7 protein-coding genes are annotated in these 22,156 nt (G+C 69.3%); all 7 read right to left on the reverse strand.

The genetic code is table 11. From position 1 onward, the window contains the following. Positions 1-81 precede the first annotated feature (81 nt). On the reverse strand, positions 82-1,542 hold the full coding sequence (locus tag ACFWZH_RS23185; protein WP_384434293.1) for a methylmalonyl-CoA mutase family protein: 1,461 nt from the start codon (positions 1,540-1,542) through the stop codon (positions 82-84). Then, positions 1,535-16,315, reverse strand: coding sequence for an amino acid adenylation domain-containing protein (locus tag ACFWZH_RS23190; protein ID WP_384434296.1), 14,781 nt, complete (start codon positions 16,313-16,315; stop codon positions 1,535-1,537). The genes ACFWZH_RS23185 and ACFWZH_RS23190 overlap by 8 nt, the downstream gene beginning before the upstream one ends. A 408-nt stretch (positions 16,316-16,723) precedes the next feature. Further along, entirely contained in the window at positions 16,724-17,908 is a 1,185-nt protein-coding gene (locus ACFWZH_RS23195) for an NAD(P)/FAD-dependent oxidoreductase (RefSeq protein ID WP_384434299.1), read from the reverse strand. Between the two features lie 55 nt (positions 17,909-17,963). Next, on the reverse strand, positions 17,964-18,839 hold the full coding sequence (gene ddaH / locus ACFWZH_RS23200) for a dimethylargininase (RefSeq protein WP_384434302.1): 876 nt from the start codon (positions 18,837-18,839) through the stop codon (positions 17,964-17,966). A 217-nt stretch (positions 18,840-19,056) separates the two neighbouring features. Further along, positions 19,057-19,713, reverse strand: coding sequence for an FMN-binding negative transcriptional regulator (locus ACFWZH_RS23205; RefSeq protein WP_384434305.1), 657 nt, complete (start codon positions 19,711-19,713; stop codon positions 19,057-19,059). A 2-nt stretch (positions 19,714-19,715) separates the two neighbouring features. Beyond that, positions 19,716-21,005 carry a lysine N(6)-hydroxylase/L-ornithine N(5)-oxygenase family protein gene (locus ACFWZH_RS23210; RefSeq protein ID WP_384434307.1) on the reverse strand — a complete coding sequence of 430 codons (1,290 nt, stop codon included), beginning with the start codon at positions 21,003-21,005 and terminating at the stop codon, positions 19,716-19,718. Between the two features lie 102 nt (positions 21,006-21,107). Then, positions 21,108-21,326: an MbtH family protein gene (locus ACFWZH_RS23215; protein ID WP_384434310.1), complete on the reverse strand. Its 219-nt coding sequence runs from the start codon at positions 21,324-21,326 to the stop codon at positions 21,108-21,110. Positions 21,327-22,156 lie beyond the last annotated feature (830 nt).

Below are 22,156 nucleotides of genomic sequence, written 5' to 3' on the forward strand. Positions count from 1 at the left end.
TCGCTGTCTCTTCGTTGTCTTTTCGAAAATTGCCGTCGGTACGTCGCCGCACTGCACGGGGACGTCGCTGCGCACTGCCGTTCAGCGGGCCTGCCCGTCGTTCGCGGCGGCCGCCAGTCCGTCCGCGACCGCACGTTGCATCTGGCCGATGCTGGCCCGTGCCCGCGCGGCCGCGATCATCGATTCCATGACGTTGCGGCCCGCCGCGACGTCGCCGGTCAGGGCGCGCAGTTCCGCCTCGCACGTCCCCCGCTCGAAGGGGCGTCGACGCCCCGGGACGACGCCGGAGCGAAGTTGCCGTTCGGTGAGCCACTCCTCTTCCTCGGACACCTCGGCATCGGCGACGCCGACCGTGGGGCCACCGCCGGCGTAGGCCATGTCGTCGATATGCGACTCCAGCCACCCACTGCGCAGACAGCTCAGCAGTCCGCCGCGGGCGGCGATGTCGTCGAGCCAGCCCTGTGCTTCCTGCTCGATTTCGTCGGCGATTCGGGAGATCGTGTCCGATCCGCCGAGCGGGTCGACGTACCGCGCCACGTCGGTTTCCTTCAGAAGGATCTGCTGCACGCGCAGCGCGACCCGCGCGGAGAGCTGGCCGGGGGTCTGCGCCGCCTCGTCGAAACCGCAGACGTGCAGGGACTGGACCCCGCCGAGGACCGCCGCCATCGCCTGAATGGTGGTGCGTGCGATGTTGTTGAGCGGTTCGCTCGCGGCCAGGGCCGATCCGAAGGTGTTGACCTGGATGCGCATGCGGGTCGACTTGTCGTTGGTGGCGCCGAAGCGGTCCACCATCCGCGTCGCGTACATCCTCCGCAGCACCCGGAACTTCGCCGCCTCGGCGAGCAGTTCCATGTGGGTGCCGAAGATGAAGCTCAGTCGTGGCGCGACCTCGTCGACGGTGAAACCGCGGTCGAGCATGCCGTGGAGGTACTGCTCGGCGTCGGCGATGCCGAGCGCCACCTCCAGCGAACGGTTCGCGCCGGCTTCGCGGGCATGGCCGCCCGAGATCGAGACGGGATTGACCTTGGGCAGATGGCGTACGCAGTACTCGATGACGTCCAGCGAGAAGCGGAAACTGTCGTCCAGGTCGAAGACGAACGCCTTGCGGGCCGCGTGCTCCTTCAGCATCTCGTTCTGCAGCGTGCCGCGCAGCAGTGCGGGATCGACGCCGGATTCCTCGGCGACCACGATCCACAGGGCGAGGATCATCGGCGCGGTCGCGTTGATGGTGAACGAGACCGACACCTGATCCAGCGGAATTCCGTCGAACACCGCCGCCAGATCGTCGACGGTGGCGACCGAGACACCCGCCCGGCCGACCTCTCCGACCGCGGCCGGATCGTCCGGGTCCAGCCCCAGCTGGGTCGGCAGGTCGAAGGCCAGGGAGAGCCCGGTCTCACCGCGTTCGAGGAGGTAGTGGAATCGCTTGTTGGTGTCGAGGCCGTCGCCCAGGCCCGCGAGCTGCCTGATCGTCCACGGCCGGGACGTATACCCCTTGGGATGGATTCCGGCCTCGTAGGGAAATTCACCGGGTTTACTCATCATCGACACCTGCCAATCCTGCTTTCAGAAGGTCGCCATAGGCGTCCAACACATCGGGGCTCAATATGTCGTTGTGTTCGCAGTCGACTGCGTATTCCTTGACCGGACCGGTGACGAAAGGTGTCCAGTCGCGCGAGTAGCCCGAATCGACTTCCGCCCCCATTGCCGTGAACACCACGGCGGTGCCGTCGAACACTTCCGGTGTATGGCCGTGCCAGAGTTCCGAGTTGTATCGGAGGTTGTGTACGACGTGGCTGATGATCCAGGCCGGCGGGATGGCGGCGCCGAGGGAGGACTGGCTTTCGACCCACTCCACGATCTGCTCGGAGGAGGTCAGTTCGGGCGGCGCGGGCAGCTCGACGTTCTTGGAGACGAAGTACCGCACCACGTCGACCTCGTCGAACTCCTCTTCCGCGGCCCGTGTCACGCCGGGCTCCACCATGGCCGCGTCCAGCAGCACCAGTCGTCGCACCTGCGCGCCCCGGCGCTGCAGCTCGACCGCCATCTGCTGGGCGACGACCCCGCCGAAGGACCATCCGAGCAGGTCGTAGGGGCCTTCGGGCTGGATCGACTGCACGAGGTCGGCGTAGCGCGCTGCCATCTCCCGTACGGTGCGGGGCCGTTCGCCCGTGTCGACGGTCTGCTGGATGCCGATGATCGGGCGCTTCAGGATGCTGCCGAGGGCCTGGTAGGCCCAGCTGACGCCGCCACCGGGGTGGATGCAGAACAGCGGATCGCCGGGTCCCTGCCGGAGCCTGGTGACCTGGGGCAGCTCGTCCGACTGCGACCAGCTGTAGAGCTGGCGGGCGAGTCCCCTGACCGTGGGTGCTTCCATCAGCGCGCGCACGCCGATCTCGGAGTCGAAGGACTCCCGTACGGCGGCGACCACCCGCATCGCCGACAGCGAGTTGCCGCCGAGGTCGAAGAAGGAGTCGTCGACGCCCACCTTCGGCAGGTCGAGCACCCGCGCGAAGATGCCCGCGAGGATCTCCTCCACCGGTGACGACGGGGCCCGGTACACCCCACCGGTGAACTCCGGCTCGGGCAGCGCCCGCTTGTCCAGCTTGCCGTTGACGGTGAGCGGAAAGTCCTCGACGACCATCACCACGGCCGGAACCATGTACTCCGGAAGCTGCACGGCCACCTCGCCGCGCACCGCCGAGCCGTCCAGGCCGGCCGTCGCGTCGGCGGGCACCACGTAACCCACCAGCTGCTTGCCCGCGTCGGTCGGCCGCACGATCACGGCGGCCCGGTCCACACCGGCCACACCGGCCAGGGCGGCCTCGACCTCGCCCAGCTCCACGCGGAAGCCACGGATCTTCACCTGGTCGTCCGAGCGCCCCACGTACTCCAGCTCGCCCCAGGCGTTCCACCGCACCAGGTCACCGGTGCGGTACATCCGCGAACCGGCCGGGCCGAACGGGTTCGCCACGAACCGCGACGCCGTCAGGCCCCCGCGGCCCACATAGCCCAGGCCGACGCTGCGCCCCGCCACGTACAGCTCGCCGACCACACCGACCGGCACCCGGCGCAGACCGGCGTCCAGCACGAACAGCGCGTCTCCCGGAACCGGCGAACCGATCGGCGCGCCCTTTCCTGGCTGCATGGGGCCGCTCATGGACGCATAGAACGTCTCGGTCTCGCCGTAGCCGTTGATCATGGCGCGGCCGGGCGCCCAGCGCTCGACCAGCTCGGGCGAACTCGCCTCGCCGCCCACGAAGACGGTCCGCACGCCGTCCAGTCCCTCGGGCGACAGCATTTCGAGCGCCGACGGGGTCTGGTTGACCGTGGTGACCTTCTCGTCGATGAGCAGCTGATGGAAGTCGGCGGCCGAGTGGACGGCGTCCTCGGGGACGACGACCAGGCGCCCGCCGTGCAGCAGCGCACCCCACATCTCCCACACCGACACGTCGAACGCGTAGGAGTGGAACAGCGACCACACCTGGTCCGGGGTCGGCACGAACGCCCGCTCCGACGGGGCGTACATCTGCGTCACGTTCGCCTGCGTGATCGCGACGCCCTTGGGAACGCCGGTCGTTCCGGAGGTGTACGTGATGTACGCGACGCGGTGTGCGTCCGGCAGCGGCAGCGCGGCGGTCGGCTGCGCGGCGGTTGCGGGATCTTCGACGTCCACCACGGCGACACCGGATCCGTCGACGCGATGCGCCTGCTCGGCGGTGGTCAGCACCGCGCGGGGCGCGGCGTCGCCGAGGATGAACACCACGCGCTCGTCGGGGTGGTTGACGTCGATCGGCAGGTACGTCGCGCCCAGCTTCAGCAGCGCCAGGATCGCTATCACGGTGTGCGCCGAACGGGGCAGCAGCAGCGCCACGACGTCCCCGGCAGCCACACCACGGCCGGCCAGCAGGTGCGCGAGCCGCGAGGACTCCTCGTCCAGCTCCCGGTACGTCCGTGACCGGCCCTCGAACACCAGGGCCACGTCGTCCGGTCGCCGCTCCACCTGGCCGGCGAACAGCTGCGGGATCGACGGGTCGTCGGCCTGCTCGAACAGCACGGGTCGTTGGCCGAGCGCGTCCAGCTGCGCCCGCTCCTCCTCGTCCAGGAGGTCGACCGACATCACCGGGCGGTCCGCGTCGGCGACCATCACCGTGAGCAGCCGCTGCCACCGTGCCACGACGCGTTCCACGGTCCCGGCGTCGAAGACGTCGGTGCGGTATTCGACGACACCGCCGATGCCCGCGGGCCGGCCGGCGTCGTCGAACCGCTCACGCAGGCTGAACGTCAGGTCCATGCGTGCGGTCAGGGTGTCCGCCTGGTCCGGGGTGATGTCCAGGCCGGGCAGGGACAGGTCGGGCAGGGGGATGTTCTGCCAGGCGAAGAGCACCTGGATCAGCGGGTGATGGGCCTGGGTGCGGACCGGGTTGAGCCGGTCCACCAGGGCGTCGAAGGGCACGTCCTGGTGCGCGAACGCGTCCAGGCTCCGCTCCCGGACCTGCCCCAGCAGCTCACCGAAGCTCTGCTCGCCCGACACCTGCGTGCGCAGCACCAGCGTGTTGACGAAGAACCCGACCATCTCGTCGAACTCGGACCGCCCACGACCCGCCGTCGGCACCCCGAACGCCACATCCGCACTGCCACTCAGCCGCGACAACAGCACCGACAACGCCGCCGACATCACCATGAACGTCGTCGCGTCGTGCTCCCGTGCGACCCGCTGCACCAGCTCCTGCAGCTCCGCGGGCCACTCGACGAGGACCTGACCGCCCCGGTGGTCGGCCACCGCCGGATACGGCCGGTCCGTCGGAAGTTCCAACAGCCCCTCGAATCCGGCGAGTTCCCGCTCCCAGAAGCGGGTCTGCCGGCCGAGTCGGCCCTCGGGGTCCGCCTCGTCGCCGAGGAGTTCGTGCTGCCAGAGCGTGTAGTCGGCGTACTGGACCGGCAGCGGCGACCACTGGGGTGCCGCATGGGCGCCACGCGCCTGGTAGGCGGTGAGGAGATCGCGTACCAGCGGAGCGAGCGACGAGCCGTCGCCCGCGATGTGGTGCACCACCAAGGCCAGCCGGTGTTCGGTGGCGGATACCGCGAACAGCCGCGCGCGGAAGGGGATCTCGGCCGCCAGATCGAACTCGTGGCGTGCCACGGCGCCGACGGCCTCGTCCAGCCGGTGTGCCGTCCATGCGGTGGCGTCGACGACGTCCCAGCCGAAGTCCGCCTCGGCCACATCGAGGACACGCTGCTCGGGCACACCGTCCACGTCCGGGAACACCGTCCGCAGACTCTCGTGCCGACCCACCACATCAGCGACCGCCGCACCCAACGCCCCGGCATCGAGCCCACCGGTCAAACGCAGCACCAGCGGAATGTTGTACGTCGCCGACAACCCCTCCAACTGATGAATGAACCACAACCGACGCTGCGCAAAAGACAACGGCAACCGCTCCGGACGCACCACCGGAACCCACGCCGCACCCCCACCCAGCGACCCACCCACCACACGAGCCAACCCCGCCACCGACGACGCGTCCCACAACGCACGCACACCGATCTCGGAATCGAAGGACTCCCGCACCGCCGCGACCACCCGCATCGCCGACAACGAATTGCCGCCCAGGTCGAAGAACGAATCGTCCACACCCACCTGCGGCAGACCCAGCACCCGCGCGAAAATCCCCGCAAGGATCTCCTCCACCGGCGACGACGGCGCCCGATAGACGCCACCCGTGAACTCCGGCTCCGGCAACGCCCGCTTGTCCAACTTGCCGTTCACCGTCAGCGGCAGGTCCTCCACGACCATCACCACCGCCGGAACCATGTACTCCGGCAGATGCACGGCCACCTCGCCACGCACCACCGTGCCGTCCACGCCCGTCCCGGGGTCGGCGGGCACCACATACCCCACCAACTGCTTACCGGCATCGGTCGACCGCACCACCACAGCGGCCCGCTCCACCCCGACAACACCCGCCAGAGCAGCCTCGACCTCACCCAACTCCACCCGGAAACCACGGATCTTCACCTGGTCGTCCGAACGCCCCACATACTCCAACTCACCGCCGGAGTTCCACCGCACCAGATCACCCGTGCGATACATCCGCGAACCCGCGGGACCGAACGGATTCGCCACGAACCGCGACGCCGTCAGACCAGGACGACGTACGTATCCGCGTGCGACACCGCGTCCGGCGATGTACAGCTCGCCGACCACGCCGACCGGCACCCGGCGCAGACCGGCGTCCAGGACGAACAGCGCGTCTCCCGGTACGGGCGAGCCGATGGGGGCTCCCCTGCCGGGCTGCATGGGTGCGCTCATCGCGGCGTAGACGGTGCCTTCGGTCGGGCCGTAGGAGTTGATCACGTCTCGGCCGGGCGCCCAGCGGTCGACCAGCTCGGCCGAGCACGCCTCGCCGCCCACGAAGACGGTCCGCACTCCGTCGAGTCCCTCGGGCGACAGCCGGCCCAGGGCGGACGGGGTCTGGGTCAGGACCGTGACCTGCTCCTTCACGAGCAGGGCGTGGAAGTCGGTGGCGGAGCGGACGGCGTCCTCGGAGGCGACGACCAGGCGCCCGCCGTGCAGCAGCGCGCCCCACATCTCCCACACCGACACGTCGAACACATAGGAGTGGAACAGCGACCACACCTGTCCGGGCGCGAGCTCGGACTTCCGTGGCGACGCGGCGAACAGCTGCGTCACGTTGGCGTGGGTGACCGCGACGCCCTTGGGGGTGCCGGTCGTCCCGGAGGTGTAGATGAGGTAGGCGATCCCGTCGGCACCGGGGAACGGCAGGGCCTGGGACGGCTGGTCGCCGAGCGCCGGGTCCTCGACGTCCACCACCGCGACGCCATGCCCGTGCAGCCGGTCCGACAACGCCTCCGTCGTCACGACGGCCACCGGTGCGGCGTCGTCGAGTACGAACGCCACCCGCTCGTCCGGGTTGTTCACATCGATCGGCAGATACGCCGCACCCAGCTTCAGCACCGCCAGGATCGCGGTCAGCGTGTGCTCCGAACGCGGCAGCAGCAGCGCCACGACGTCCCCGGCGCCCACACCGCGACGTGCCAGCAGGTGCGCGAGCCGCGACGACGCCTCGTCCAGCTCCCGGTACGTCCACGACCGGTCCTCGAACACCACCGCCACGGCATCCGGAGTCCGCCGTACCTGAGCCCCGAAGAGCTCGGGTATCGACGTGCCCGCCACCGACTCCGACAGCACCGCACGGTTGCCCAGCACATCCAGCTGGGCCCGCTCCCCCTCGTCGAGCACGTCGAGCGACGCCAACGGCCGATCGGCGTCGGCCGCCATGGCGGTCACCAGGGTCTCCAGCCGCGCCACGATCCGCTCCGCCGCCGCTTCGTCGAAGACGTCGGTGCGGTATTCGAGGCGGAGCCGCAGCTGCCGGCCCGGCCAGGCCTGCAGGGCGATCGGGTAGTGCGTGAACTCGCGGCTGGACGCGATCCGGATGCCCAGCTCCGCGGTGTCGAGCTGTCCGCCGGACGCCTCCAGCGGATAGTTCTCGTACACGAAGATCGCGTCGAAGAGCCGCTGGTGACCCGCTGCGCGCTGGACGTCGGCCAGTGCCATGAACTGGTGGTCCAGTCCGTCGTGGTAGGCGTCCCGCAGCGTGCCGATCAGTTCGGCCGTCGTCGTCCCGGCGGTCATCCGGGCGCGTACCGGAATCGTGTTGATGAACATGCCCACGGCCGCTTCGCTGCCGGGCAGATCCGCCGGACGGCCGGAGACGGTGGTGCCGAAGACGATGTCCTGGCCGCCGGTCAGCGCACCCAGCAGTCGCGCCCAGGCGGCCTGCAGCACGATGTTCAAGGTGGTGTTCCGCGACCGCGCCAGCCGCTCCAGGGCACGGGTGGTGTGCGCCGGGAGGTCGGCTCGGATCAGCGCTCGCCCGGCGGCGCCGGACCGTTCGACCGGATCCACCAGGGTCGGCGACTCCAGCCCCGCCAGCAGCTGCTGCCAGTGCCGCTGTGCGGCGCTCCAGTCCTGGGCGGACAGCCACTCGACGTAGGTCCGGAACGCCGGGGCGGGCGCCAGGGGCTCATGCCGGTAGGCGGCGAAGATCTCCCGGAGCAGGATCTGGATCGACCAGCCGTCCACCACGATGTGGTGCACGGACAGCACGAGCGTGTGCCGGTCCGGCCCCGCCGCGCGCAGCAGGACGCGCAGCGGCGCCTCGTCCTCCAGCCTGCTGCAGGCGGCCAGTTCCGTGTCGAGCAGCTCCTGGTCGTCGCCGGCGTCGCCGCTCACCACGGTCCACGGCACGTCCGGGTACTTCGGAACGATCTGCACCGGATCGGTGAGCTGGTCGGCGACGAACCTGGCCGCGAGGTTGGGGTGGCGGGCGATCACCGTGTGCACGGCCTCGCGCAGGCGCTCCGCGTCCAGCGCACCGGTGATCTCGATGCCCAGCTGCACGGTGTACAGCTCCGCGGGCTCGGCCCCATCGGACCGGCGGTGGAAGAGCAGTCCGGTCTGGAGCGGGGTGAGCGGGAGGATGTCGGCCGGCTCGACGACCTGTTCGAGCCGGGATATCTGCTGCCGGGTGACCGAGGCGGGTACGACGTCGGAGGGCGTCAGTCCGCCGCCGCCGTTCTTCACGTACGCGGCGATCCCGGCAAGGACGTCGTGCCACCGCGCCTGGAGGCCGGTGATGTACGCGCGGTCGACCCGCGCGCCGGCCCAGCTCCAGGTGGCGTGCAGCTCGGGCCGTTCGCCGTTGTCGAGCACGACCGCGTTGATGTCGACGGTGTGCGGCAGCAGCATCGACTGCGAGGTGAAGCGCCGGGCGTCGGGGGCGTCGAGCGGCCCGAGGATCCGCCAGTCGCCGCTTTGCTCGGCGGTCTGCGGCGTGCCGCGGCGGCCGAGGTAGTTGAAGCCGACCGCCGGGTCCCCGCCGGGCAGCTCCGCGCTGTCGCCGAGGTACTTCAGCAGACCGTAGGTGAGGCCGTCCGGGACGGCACGCAGCTGTTCCTTGGCGTCCTTGACCCATTCGCCCAGGGCCGGGCCGCCGGCGAGGACGGTGTCCCGGTCCAGCGGGGCGGCGGTCAGCGCGACCGGGTGCTTGGCGGTGAACCAGCCGACCGTGTTGGTCAGGTCGAGTCCGGTGCCCACCTCGTCGTGGCGGCCGTGGCCTTCCACGTCGATCCGCAGGGGTGCGCCGAAGTGCCGGTGCTGCTGCGCCAGTGCCGCGCCGAGCGCGATGAGCAGCAGCTCCTGGACGTTGATCCGCAGTGCCGCGGTCGCCTCGGTCACCAGCACGTCCGTCAGCGCGGGGTCGACCGACATCGACAGCTGCTCCACGGTCGACCAGGTGTCGACCTCCGGACGTGGCGTCGGCAGCAGGGCGGCGGCCGATTCGATCCGCTGCCAGTCCGGGAGCCGGCCTGCGACCTCGGGGGACGTGGCGTGGTCCGCCAGGGTCGTGGCCCAGCGCCTGAAGGAGGTGCCGCTGGTGTCCAGCGTGATCTCTCGGCCGTCCGCGAGGCAACGCCACCCGGCCGCCAGGTCCCGCTGGATGATCCCCCAGGAGACGACGTCCACCGCGAGGTGGTGGACGACCAGCATCAGGCGCTTCGCGGGGGCGGCCCAGACGGCGCGCACCATGGCTCCGCCGCGCGGGTCCAGCTGCCGCAGCGCGGCGGTGAAGGACTGGTCGGTGAACTCGTCGACGACGGTGACGCAGCGGGCGGCGTCGACCGATCCGGCCGGCGGGACCGTCGGGTTCCAGGGCTCACCGGGCGGGGTGTCGCCCACCTTCAGCCGGAGCATCGCGTGCCGGTCGAGCAGCGCCTGCACGAGCGCGACCACGTCGCTGTGCTCGGTCTGCGGCGGTGCCTGGAACAGCATGGTCTGGTTGAACTCGTCGATCGGCGCCCGGAGGGAGTCGAGCCATCGGATGATCGGCGTCGCGGTGAGGGGACCGGAGTCGTCGTCCGGCTCGCCCTGCGGCTCCTGCGGGCCAAAGAGCCCGAGTACCCGGGCCACGCGTGCCACGGTCTGCTCGACGAGGATGTCGCGGGGCTTGCAGCGCAGGCCCGCCTCCCGGGCCTGGGACACCACCTGCATGGACGAGATGCTGTCGCCGCCGAGATCGAAGAACGAGTCGTCGACGCTGACCCGCTCCACGCCCAGCACCCGCGCGTAGATGGCGGCGAGGGTCTCCTCGACCGGAGTGGTCGGTGCCCGGTATCCGCCCGCGTCGCCGTATTCGGGCACCGGCAGGGCGCGCTTGTCCAGCTTGCCGTTGACCGTCATGGGCAGTGCGTCCACGACCACGACCGCCGCGGGCACCATGTACTCCGGCAGGCGCTCGCCCGTCAGGCGGCGCAGCCGGGCACCGTCGAGCGCGCCCGCCCCGTCGGCATCGGGGACGACATAGCCGACCAGCCGCTTGTGGCCCGGCTGGTCCTCACGGACGACGACCGCGGCCTGTCCCACCCCGGGGCCGGCGCGCAGCACCGACTCGATCTCGCCGAGTTCGACCCGGTATCCGCGGATCTTCACCTGGTCGTCGGCGCGCCCGACGTACTCCAGCTCACCGTCGTGGTTCCACCGCACCAGGTCACCGGTGCGGTACATCCGCGAACCGGCCGGGCCGAACGGGTTCGCCACGAACCGCGACGCCGTCAGTCCGGAACGGCGTACGTAGCCGCGGGCGACACCGCGTCCGGCGACATACAGCTCACCGGCGACCCCCACCGGAACCCGGCTCAGTGCGCCGCCCAGCACGAACAGTGCGGTGCCCGAACCGGCGGCGCCGATCGGCACCGCCGCGTCGGGGACCAGCGGCCTGCTCATCGAGGCGTAGACGGTGCACTCCGTCGGGCCATAGGCGTTGATCATGGCGCGGCCGGGTGCCCAGCGCTCGACCAGCTCGGCCGGGCAGGCCTCGCCACCGACCAGCAGCACCGCGATCGACGCCAGTCCCTCCGGAGACAGCCGTCCCAGCGCGGACGGCGTCTGGGTCAGCACCGTCACCTGTTCGTCGACGAGCAGGTCGTGGAAGTCGGACGGCGAGTACACGACCTCCTCGGGGACCACGACCAGGCGCCCGCCGTTCAGCAGCGCGCCGCACATCTCCCACACCGCGAAGTCGAAGGCGTAGGAGTGGAACAGGGTCCACACGTGCTCGTGCGGCTGGGGGGAGCCGGTGCCCGGGGCGCCGGATGCGGTCAGCCGCTGGAGGTGGGTGACGATCAGGTCCGCGATACCGCGGTGCGTGACCGCGACGCCCTTGGGGGTGCCGGTCGTCCCGGAGGTGTAGATGACATAGGCGGCCTGGTCCACGTCGGGGTACGGCAGGGCCTGGGACGGCTGGTCGCCGAGCGCCGGGTCCTCGATGTCCACGACCGCCGCCCGGCTCCCGTCGAGCCGGTCCGCGAATTCCCGGGTGGTGACCACGGCCACCGGTGCGGCGTCGTCGAGTACGAACGCCACCCGCTCGTCCGGGTTGTTCACATCGATCGGCAGATACGCCGCACCCAGCTTCAGCACCGCCAGGATGGCGATCACGGTGTGCGCCGAACGCGGCAGCAGCAGCGCGACCACGTCCCCGGCACCCGCACCACGGCCGGCCAGCAGGTGCGCGAGCCGCGAGGACTCCTCGTCCAGCTCCCGGTACGTCCACGACCGGTCCTCGAACACCACCGCCACGGCATCCGGAGTCCGCCGTACCTGAGCCCCGAAGAGCTCGGGAACCGACGTACCCGCCACCGACTCCGACAGCACCGCACGATTGCCCAGCACATCCAGCTGGGCCCGCTCCCCCTCGTCGAGCACGTCGAGCGACGCCAACGGCCGATCGGCGTCGGCCGCCACGACGGTCAGCAGCTGCTGCCAGCGCGCCACCATGCGTTCCACGGTCCCGGCGTCGAAGACGTCGGTGCGGTACTCGACGACACCGCCGATGCCCGCGGGCCGGCCGGCGTCGTCGAACCGCTCACGCAGGCTGAACGCCAGGTCCATGCGGGCGGCTTCGATGTCGACCGACGCGATGTCGATGCCGAGTCCCGGCGCCGAGATGTCGGGCAGCGTGTTGTTCTGCCAGGCGAAGAGCACCTGGATCAGCGGGTGATGTGCCTGGGTGCGGACCGGGTTGAGCCGGTCCACCAGGGCATCGAAGGGCACGTCCTGGTGCGCGAACGCGTCCAGGCTCCGCTCCCGGACCTGCCCCAGCAGCTCACCGAAGCTCTGCTCGCCCGACACCTGCGTCCGCAGCACCAGCGTGTTGACGAAGAACCCGACCATCTCGTCGAACTCGGACCGCCCACGACCCGCCGTCGGCACCCCGAACGCCACATCCGCACTACCGCTCAACCGCGACAACAACACCGACAACGCCGCCGACATCACCATGAACGTCGTGGCATCGCGCTCCTGCGCGACCCGCTGCACCAGCTCCTGGAACTCCACGGGCAGGTCGACGACGACCCGGCCGCCGCGCTGATCGGCCTCCGCCGGGTACGGCCGGTCCGTGGGAAGCTCCAGCCTGCTGGGAAGCTCGGCCAGCGTCCGCTCCCAGAACCGCATCTGCCGGCGGAGCACACTGCTCGAATCCGCTTCCTCGCCGAGGAGTTCGTGCTGCCAGAGCGTGTAGTCGGCGTACTGGACCGGCAGCGGCTCCCAGCTGGGCGCGTCACCCGTGGTGCGCGCCGCGTACGCGTCCCACAGGTCGCGCAAGAGCGGCGCCAGCGACCATCCGTCGCCCGCGATGTGGTGCATGACCAGCACCAGCCGGTACTCGGTGGCCGACACCGCGAAGAGCGTTGCGCGGAAGGGGGTTTCGGCGGCCAGGTCGAATGCGTGCCGACCTCGCTCGCCGACGGCGTCGTCGATGTGCTGTGCCGTCCATGCGGTGGCGTCGACGACGTCCCAGCCGAAGTCCGCCTCGGCCACATCGAGGACACGCTGCTCGGGCACACCGTCCACGTCCGGGAACACCGTCCGCAGACTCTCGTGCCGACCCACCACATCAGCGACCGCCGCACCCAACGCCCCGGCATCGAGCCCACCGGTCAAACGCAGCACCAGCGGAATGTTGTACGTCGCCGACAACCCCTCCAACTGATGGATGAACCACAACCGACGCTGCGCAAAAGACAACGGCAACCGCTCCGGACGCACCACCGGAACCCACGCCGCACCCCCACCCAGCGACCCACCCACCACACGAGCCAACCCCGCCACCGACGACGCGTCCCACAACGCACGCACACCGATCTCGGAATCGAAGGACTCCCGCACCGCCGCGACCACCCGCATCGCCGACAACGAGTTCCCGCCCAGGTCGAAGAACGAATCGTCCACACCCACCTGCGGCAGGCCCAGCACCCGCGCGAAAATCCCCGCAAGGATCTCCTCCACCGGCGACGACGGCGCCCGATAGACGCCACCCGTGAACTCCGGCTCGGGCAGTGCACGCTTGTCCAACTTGCCGTTCACCGTCAGCGGCAGGTCCTCCACGACCATCACCACCGCAGGAACCATGTACTCCGGCAGATGCACGGCCACCTCGCCACGCACCACCGTGCCGTCCACGCCCGTCCCGGGGTCGGCAGGCACCACATACCCCACCAACTGCTTACCGGCATCGGTCGACCGCACCACCACCGCGGCCCGCTCCACCCCGACAACACCCGCCAGAGCAGCCTCGACCTCACCCAACTCCACCCGGAAACCACGGATCTTCACCTGGTCGTCCGAACGCCCCACATACTCCAACTCACCGCCGGAGTTCCACCGCACCAGATCACCCGTGCGATACATCCGCGAACCCGCAGGACCGAACGGATTCGCCACGAACCGCGACGCCGTCAAGCCACCGCGGCCCACATAGCCCAGGCCGGCGCCGGGGCCCGCCACGTACAGCTCGCCGACCACGCCGACCGGCACCTGCCGCAGACCGGCGTCCAGGACGAAGAAGGCCAGGTCGGCAAGGGGGACGCCCACGGGGCTCACATGGCTGTCCAGGTCCGCGGCGACGATGCTCCGGAACGAGGCATGGACGGTCGTCTCCGTCGTGCCATACATATTGATCATGTGGGGCCAGGTCGCCCGCTGATCGAGCCACGCCCGCAGTTTGGACGGTTCGAGGGCCTCGCCCGCGAAGACCACGGCTTCCAGGGCGTCCAGCCGGTGCCCGTCCGGCTGCCGCATGTCGGCGGCCTGCAAGGCGTAGAAGGCCGACGGCGTCTGGCTGAGGACGGAGACGTTCTCGTCGAGGAGCAGCCGGTGGAAGTCGGTGGCGGACTGGACGACGTCCTCGGAGACGACGACCAGGCGCCCGCCGTGCAGCAGCGCACCCCACATCTCCCACACCGACACGTCGAACGCGTACGAGTGGAACAGCGACCACACCTGGTCCGGGGACGGCACGAATCCCGGTGCCGTCGAGGTGAACAGCCGCGTGACGCTCGCCTGGGTGACCGCGACGCCCTTGGGGACGCCGGTGGTACCGGACGTGTAGATGATGTAGGCGACGCGGTCGGCGTCGGGGACGGGCAGGGCGGCGACCGACTGCGCGGCCGGGCCGGGGTCGTCGACGTCCACCACCGCGATGTCGAACCCGTCGACCCGGTGCACCAGCCGTGCCGTGGTCACGACGGCGGCCGGCGCCGCGTCGCCGAGGATGAAGGCCACCCGGTCGTCGGGGTGCTTGACGTCGATCGGCACATACGTCGCGCCGAGCTTCAGCACCGCCAGGACCGCGAACACGGTCTCGGCGGAGCGCGGCAGCAGCAGGGCGACGGTGTCGCCCGCGCCCACACCACGGCCGGCCAGCAGGTGCGCGAGCCGCGACGACGCCTCGTCCAGCTCCTGGTACGTCCACGACCGGTCCTCGAACACCACCGCCACGGCATCCGGAGTCCGCCGTACCTGAGCCGCGAAGAGCTCGGGTATCGACGCGCCCGCCACCGGCTCCGACAGCACCGCACGATTGCCCAGCCCGTCGAGTCGTGCGCGCTCGTCGTCATCGAGCAGATCGACCGAGAGCGCCGGCTGGTCCATGTCGGCGACCATCGCGGAGACGATCCGCTGCAGCCGGGCCACCATCTCTTCGATCGTCGCCGCGTCGAACACGTCGGTGCGGTACTCGACCACACCACCGATCCCCGCCGGCTCGCCGGACGCGGTGTAGCGCTCGCGGAGGCTGAAGGTCAGGTCCATGCGCGCGGCGTGGGAGGCGGTGGGCACGATGTCGGCCCGGACACCCGGCAGGTCCAGGTCGGCCGAGATGTTGTTCTGCCACCCGAGCATGACCTGGACCAGCGGGTGATGCGCCTGCGAGCGGGCGGGGTTGATCAGGTCGACCAGGGCGTCGAACGGCGCGTCCTGATGCGCCGAGGCGTCCAGGATCCGCTCGCGGACCTGCCGCAGCAGCTCGGCGCAGGTCAGATCGCCGGAAACGTCCGCGCGGAGCACGAGGGTGTTGGCGAAGAACCCCACCAGCTCCGCGACATCGGCATCGCGCCGGCCCGTGGTCGGCACGCCGAAGGCCACATCGGGGTTGCCGCTCAGCCTGGACAGCAGAAGCGCCAGCGCCGCCGAGACGACCATGAAACCGGATGCCCGATGTGCGCGCGCCACCTGCCGCACCTGTTCCTGCAGCGACGCGGGCCACTCCACGGCGATCCGGTTGCCCCGGTAGTCGGCCGCCGCCGGATACGGCCGATCCGTCGGAAGCTCCAGCCGCCCCTCGAAGCCGGCGAGCGTCCCCTCCCAGAACCGCAGTTGACGGCTCAGCACGCTGTCCGGGTCGGTCTCGTCCCCGAGCATCTCGCGCTGCCGCAGCGTGTAGTCGGTGTAGCGCACCGGAAGCGGCGCCCAACCGGGAGCCTCGCCGACGGCATGCGCGCGGTAGGCCAGTTCGACGTCCCGCAGGAGCGGCGCCAGCGACAGGCCGTCCGACGCGATGTGATGCATCACGAGCACCAAAAGGTGCTCCTCGGCCGACCGCCTGAAGAGCCGTGCGCGGAAGGGGACCTCGGCGGCCAGGTCGAACTCGTACCACGCCACCTCGGCGACGGCGTCGTCCACGTCACCCGCCGGCCAACCCGACGCGTCGACGACCTCCCACCCGAAGTCCAGCCCGGCCGCGTCGAGGACGCGCTGCTCGGGCACCCCGTCGACGGCCGGGAACACCGTCCGCAGACTCTCATGACGACCCACGACATCGGCGAGGGCCGCACCCAGCGCCCCGGCATCGAGCCCACCGGTCAAACGCAGCACCAGCGGAATGTTGTACGTCGCCGACAACCCCTCCAGCTGGTGAACGAACCACAACCGACGCTGCGCAAAAGACAAGGGGATCAATGCTCAACCTTACTTCCAGCGGGCAGCAGAGAACTGCCAGCGAGCCACAGGGATGCGGCGCGGTCATGCGACAGGCACACGGGGCCACTGCCGGATCTCCCCCGGGCAGGGGCTTACGCGGATGTCGGACTTTCGAGTATGGCCACGCCAATGAATTCCCGGGAACCCAGCCCGAGAAAGTACCTGCAAGTCGTTTGCAAGCCGTTATTCGTCAGTAGTCACAGAAGGCCGTCTACGATTCATGAGAAGTTGCCGGGGTTCCGGGTCTGCATTTTTCCCGTAGGGCACTCGACCGGCGCTTGATCTCACACAAGCTTCAGGTCGAACCTAACAGGTCAAGATCACATTCGCAACCATGCGATCTCGGTGACGCGGTGCGGGGGTTGCCCCCCGCACCACCTACAGCACGTCCACGACATCGGCCGTCATGAATTCGCGCATTTTTATGACTCCCGCCACCAGGGCAAAGTACCGAGAAGTGAGTTCCGGCGACCCGGAAATACCGTGCAACATGCGCAGCCTTGCCTTTGTCGGTTGAAGGCTCGCCAGCTCGAGAGTGCTCATGTACGGCTCTTCCAGCACGGCACTCATCGCCTTGGCGAAGTGCGCCGTCGCCTCGTCGACGGCGGCCTTGTCCGCCACCTCCGCACCGGACAGGGAATCGGCGATCAGATCGGCCTGGATCAGCGCGTTGGTGATACCCCGAGCGCTGATCGTGTCGAGATGGTGAGCGGCATCGCCCACCAGCGCCCAGCCCGGCCCGTGCGCCTTGCGGAAGAAGTTCTGCTGATCCCCCGTTCCCCGCCACCGATCGGCACGTTCGGTGGACATCAACTGTTCGTGCAGTTGCGGAGCGGTCGACTCGACGGCCGACATGTACGCCGCCTCGGGATCGCGGCGGGCCACCGGGAATTCGTCCTGCGGCAGATACGCGGCCACGATCGTGAGGTCGTCGTGGGTCGGAATCCGGGCGATCCACCGCCCGACCCTTTCATGGAATCCGAATCCGGTGCGCAGGCCGGGCCAGAACGTGTAGTACACACAGCTCGCCAGCGGATGCGACCGGACCACAGGAGCGCCGACCAGCTCGGCGACCTTCGATCGCATGCCGTCGGCCCCGATGACGAGTCCGGCCGACACGGTCGTCGTCGACTCGCCGACCCGCATGCGGACCCCGGTGACCCGATCGTCGTCCCAGACCAACTCCCGTACCTGCGCACGGTCCACGAATTCGGCGCCGGCCGACACGGCGGCCCGAACCAGCAGATCGTCGAGGATGTACCGCCTGGGCGCGTAGGCGGCGGGCACACCGTCCATCGTCGGCGCCGCCGAGGTCAGGCGAAGACCGTCGATCTCATGGCTGATGGTGTCGAGAGGCGGGCAGCCGGAGGCCACGACGGCGTCGAGCACTCCCCATTGCGCAAGCCGCTGCACCCCCGGCTGGTGAATGTAGAGCGACGACATCGTGTCCGACGGGAAGGTCGCCTTGTCGACCAGGAGAACGCGTCGCCCCTGTCTGGCCAGCAGAAGAGCGGTCGATGCACCCGCACATCGCGCGCCCACCACCACAACGTCATAATCCATTACCGAATCCCCCTTGGGTCCCGCCGTCACATGGCACGCGAATGGACTTTGCCGCTCAGGCCGTCGTCCGACGTGCTCCGTCGGGACGCAGTTCCAGGGTGCAGCACTTCGCGCTGCCGCCGGCCTTGAGCAGTTCGGAGAGGTCCACACCGATCGGGTTGAATCCGCGCTTGCGCAGTTCTTCGGCAAGGCCCGTGGCCGCCTGCGGAAGGACCACGTTGAAGCCGTCACTGAACGCGTTGAGCCCAAATACCGCGGCGTCCTCGGGGGACGCGAGGATCGCGTCGGGGAACATTTCCCTGAGCACTGCCTGACTGCCGGGCGAAAAGGCCTCCGGGTAGTACATGACCTCGTCGGCCGAGAGCACCGCCAGTGCGGTGTCGAGGTGGTAGTGGTTGGGGTTGACCAACGTCAGGCCGGTGACGGGGAGTCCGAAGAACTCCTGCGCCTCGGCGTGCGAGCGCTGGTCGGTACGGAATCCGGTGCCCGCCAGAATGCGCCGGCCGACGAGCAGATAGTCGCCCTCCCCCTCGTTGATGAACTCCGGCCACAGAAATTCCGTGAATCCCTGCTCCTGGAACCACGAGAGATAAGCGGGCCCCTCGGCCGTCCGCTCCGCATGGCGAAAGCGCGCCCCGAGCACCTTGCCGTCCACCACCGTCGCGCCGTTGGCGGCGAACACCATGTCGGGCAGCCCGGATATCGGGTCGATCACGTCCACGGTGTGGCCGAGCGAGAGGTAGAGCTCGTACAGCTTCTCCCACTGGGAGAGCGCCAGCTCACGATCGCACGGCTTCTCCGGGTGCATCCACGGGTTGATGGAGTAGACGACGCCGAAATGGCTGGGACGGCACATCAGGAGACGACGCGGGGTCGCCACCCGGGGCTGACCGTACTGATGTGCCGGACGGATCACGTCGGTGATGGGCACGGGCACGCTCCTCTGGTAAAGGACGATGAATGTTCAGGGCTCGATGAGGCACGGATACGGCTCGCGCCGACCGGGCACTGTGCTGCACGGCGGTTCGACGGGCATGGTGCGGGGCACCGGCGCGGAAGCGTGGGGTGGTACCTCGGCACGCCGGACGCGGGCCTCCGGGAGGCCGGAGGTTCCCGCGGACGCCCCGGCTCTCGGGGCCTTTGCTGCGTCAGGCGCTGTTGTGGTCGGGCTGGTTGAACTTCCGCATGAAGGAGGCGAGTTCCCGGCCCCGTCCGGTGTCACCGGCGCCGAAGCGGTCGGCGACCCGTTCGCGGACCTCCGGGTCCTTCTCCTGGCTGAGCTTGAACATGCCGTCCGCGGACTCCACCTGGAAACGGAAGGCGCCCACGGCCGGACCGATGTGCCGGAAGTAGTCCAGCGAGCTGTCCATCTCCCACCCGTCGCCGAAGTTCTTCTCGTAGGCCTGGACCGTCAGTTGGACGACTTCGAGCGTCTCCTCGAAAGTGGGGATGAGCTCCAGCCTCCCCTGAAGGTGGACCGAGACGAAGTTCCAGGTCGGTGCCGCCGGCGTCGTCTCGTAGACAGTGGGGGTGACATAGCCGTGCGGCCCGGTGAAGATCAGCTGGGCGTGGGCGCCGTCGGCCAGCGAGTCCCAATGGGAGTTGGCCCGGTTCATGTGGCCGAGCAGCGTCGCGCCCTCCGGGCTGCCGTCCCCTGAGGCGTCATCAGGGCTGAAGATGATCGGCAGATGTGTGGCGTACGGCATCTGCGGGCCGTTGGTGATCATCGTGGCCAGGGGGTACTGCTCGACGATGCGGCGGAGCCACGCCGGGTCTTCTGCCTGGTAGATCGAGGGAACGTACATGGCTACCTCTTGAGGATGGAGTCGGCGATCTCACCGGATCGGACCGCGGTGTTGGACAGGAGGCCGGCCGAGAGGCCGTGGGAGCTTTCGGTGCTCGCGCCGTGGACGTAGATCCCGCAGCGCACCGCGTCGGAAGTGGTCACGCGGTAGTCGCGCTCGACGCTGAGGCGCCCCTCTTCGTCGCGCTTGCACTCGGAGAGCAGGTCCTGGAGCAGCGGTACCGGGTCGCTCGGCCGGTAACCGGTGGCGAAGACGACGGCGTCCGCGTCCAGGGTCTGCGGGTGGCCGGACGACATCGACTCCACCACGACCCGTACACCGGCCGCGTGCTCGTCGACGGACGTGACGCGCGAGGTGTTGAGCATCCGCAGCCGCTGCTTGCCGAGAACCTTCTCCTGGTAGCTCCGGCGGTACAGGTCCTGGGACAGGTCGAGGTCGACCACCGAGTAGTTGGTGTTGCCGTGGTAGTCCAGGAGGCGCTGCTTCGCTTCGGACGGAGCGTCGAAGAACTGGTCGACCGCCTCCGGGTCGAAGATGCCGTTCACGAACGGGCTGTCGTCGGCGACGCTGTAGCCGTAGCGCGAGAGCACGGTGTGCACGACGGCGTCGGGGAAGGTGCGGTGCAGGTAGTCGGCGGCCTCGGCGGCACTCTGACCGGAGCCCACGACGACGAGGCTCCGAGCGTCACGGGTGAGAGCACCCGCCCGGTGCAGCAGCCGTGAGCTGTGCCAGATCCGCTCGGACTCCTCGACGCCCTCGGGGAGTCGCGGTGTCAGCCCCAGGCCGATCACGACGTTCCGCGTGCGCTGGACGACGGTTTCGGGGCCCCCGGACGTCCGGCCCACCACGTCGACGTACTCCACCACACCGTTCTCGACCACCGGCCGGATGCCGGTGATCTCGGAGCCGTACGACACGTTCGACTGGAATCGATGGGCCGCCCACTCCAGATAGTCGTGGAACTCGACGCGCAGCGGGTAAAGGGTCTTGCTGTTGATGAATTCGGCGATCCGGCCCTTCTCCTGGAGATAGGACACGAACGTGTACCGACTCATCGGATTACGCATGGTCGCCAGGTCCTTGAGGAAGGAAACCTGCATCGTCGCGTCTTCCATCAGCATGCCGCGGTGCCAACCGAATTCAGGCTGCCGCTCATAGAACTTCATGCCGACTTCCGACGATCCCGCTCCGGTGCCGGCGATGTCCTCAAGAGCGATCGCCAGCGCGAGATTGGAAGGTCCGAACCCGATCCCAACGACGTCTGCTATGGATGAGCCTGGCTGTGCCGTCATAGATTGAACTACCTTCCAATTTCATCTTGCGTTGCGCGATCTCTGCGCAGTACTCACCGGCGGAGCTGATGACTCCCGACGGCCTTGCATCGAAGAGGCGTTTTACTTCTCGATGTCGCCCGTCGCCTCGACGAGCGACTTGGGGCGCAGGTCGGTCCAGTTCGTGTCGACGTACTCCAGGCACGCCGCCCGGTCGGCCTCACCGAAAGTGATCGACCAACCGGCCGGGACCTCGGCGAACGCCGGCCAGAGCGAGTACTGCCCCTCCTCGTTGATGAGCACGTGGAAACTGCCGTCCTCCGCATCGAACGGGTTGCTCATGTTGCCCTCGCTTTCTCAGGAAAGGTTTATGACGGCGCCGCCGCACTGTCACGGCAAAGCCTTGCCCATTTTCGGCGAGCGCCCACGGTGGTCAGGTCATACCGACGTGGCCGCAGCCCGGGCCATCATTCTCGATGAAACCGGAAGTGTACGCATGGGTTCCACGGGCAATGGCCGGGAGATCGGATCTCTCGCTGCATATCTGCCGCACAGCAGGGCAGAGCATGCCGCCGTGGAAGTGGTCGGAGTCAAAACTACACAGCTACGAAAATACTGGAGAGCCCAGGGGGCAAACCGTTTCACCCTGCCGGTGAAGTCCGGCCGCCATGACGCAATAAGGCGGAGGGCTGCCGTGGCCATCCCCATAAGTGCGGCGGGCCACTCGGCTGGATTTCCGTGATCCACTCTAAGCATTCGACGGCGGACGCCGCCAGGTCATTTGCCGGTGACTTTTCCTCGAAATGCCGGCGCGACGGGACGCCATGGCCCGTGGGGCGTTCGAAGAAGTTCCGCGGAGCGGATTCGGCGCGCAGGGCCGCCCGCGTCGTCGCGCGCGGACGAGTGGCGGCGGGAGGGTGGCTCCCCGGCCCTGATACGTGTGGCGCACCGGGCGCGTGCTGCGGCACCGGCCGCGGTCCGGCGTCCAGCGCACAGCTGTGGCGTCCGGCCGGAGGGCGGCCGCTCCGTAAGGGTGTGTCGGGCGCGGACTGCGCGCCCCTGCTCCTGTGTGTCGCGGAGTCGGTCGTCTCCGCGAGGCCGTGGCTGTCGACGGCCGTGAACTGCGGGCGCTGCGCCGTGCGTCGGCGCACCGCCTCCGCCGAGACGGCACT

This window comes from Streptomyces sp. NPDC059008 (assembly GCF_042749045.1).
GTDB lineage: Bacteria > Actinomycetota > Actinomycetes > Streptomycetales > Streptomycetaceae > Streptomyces.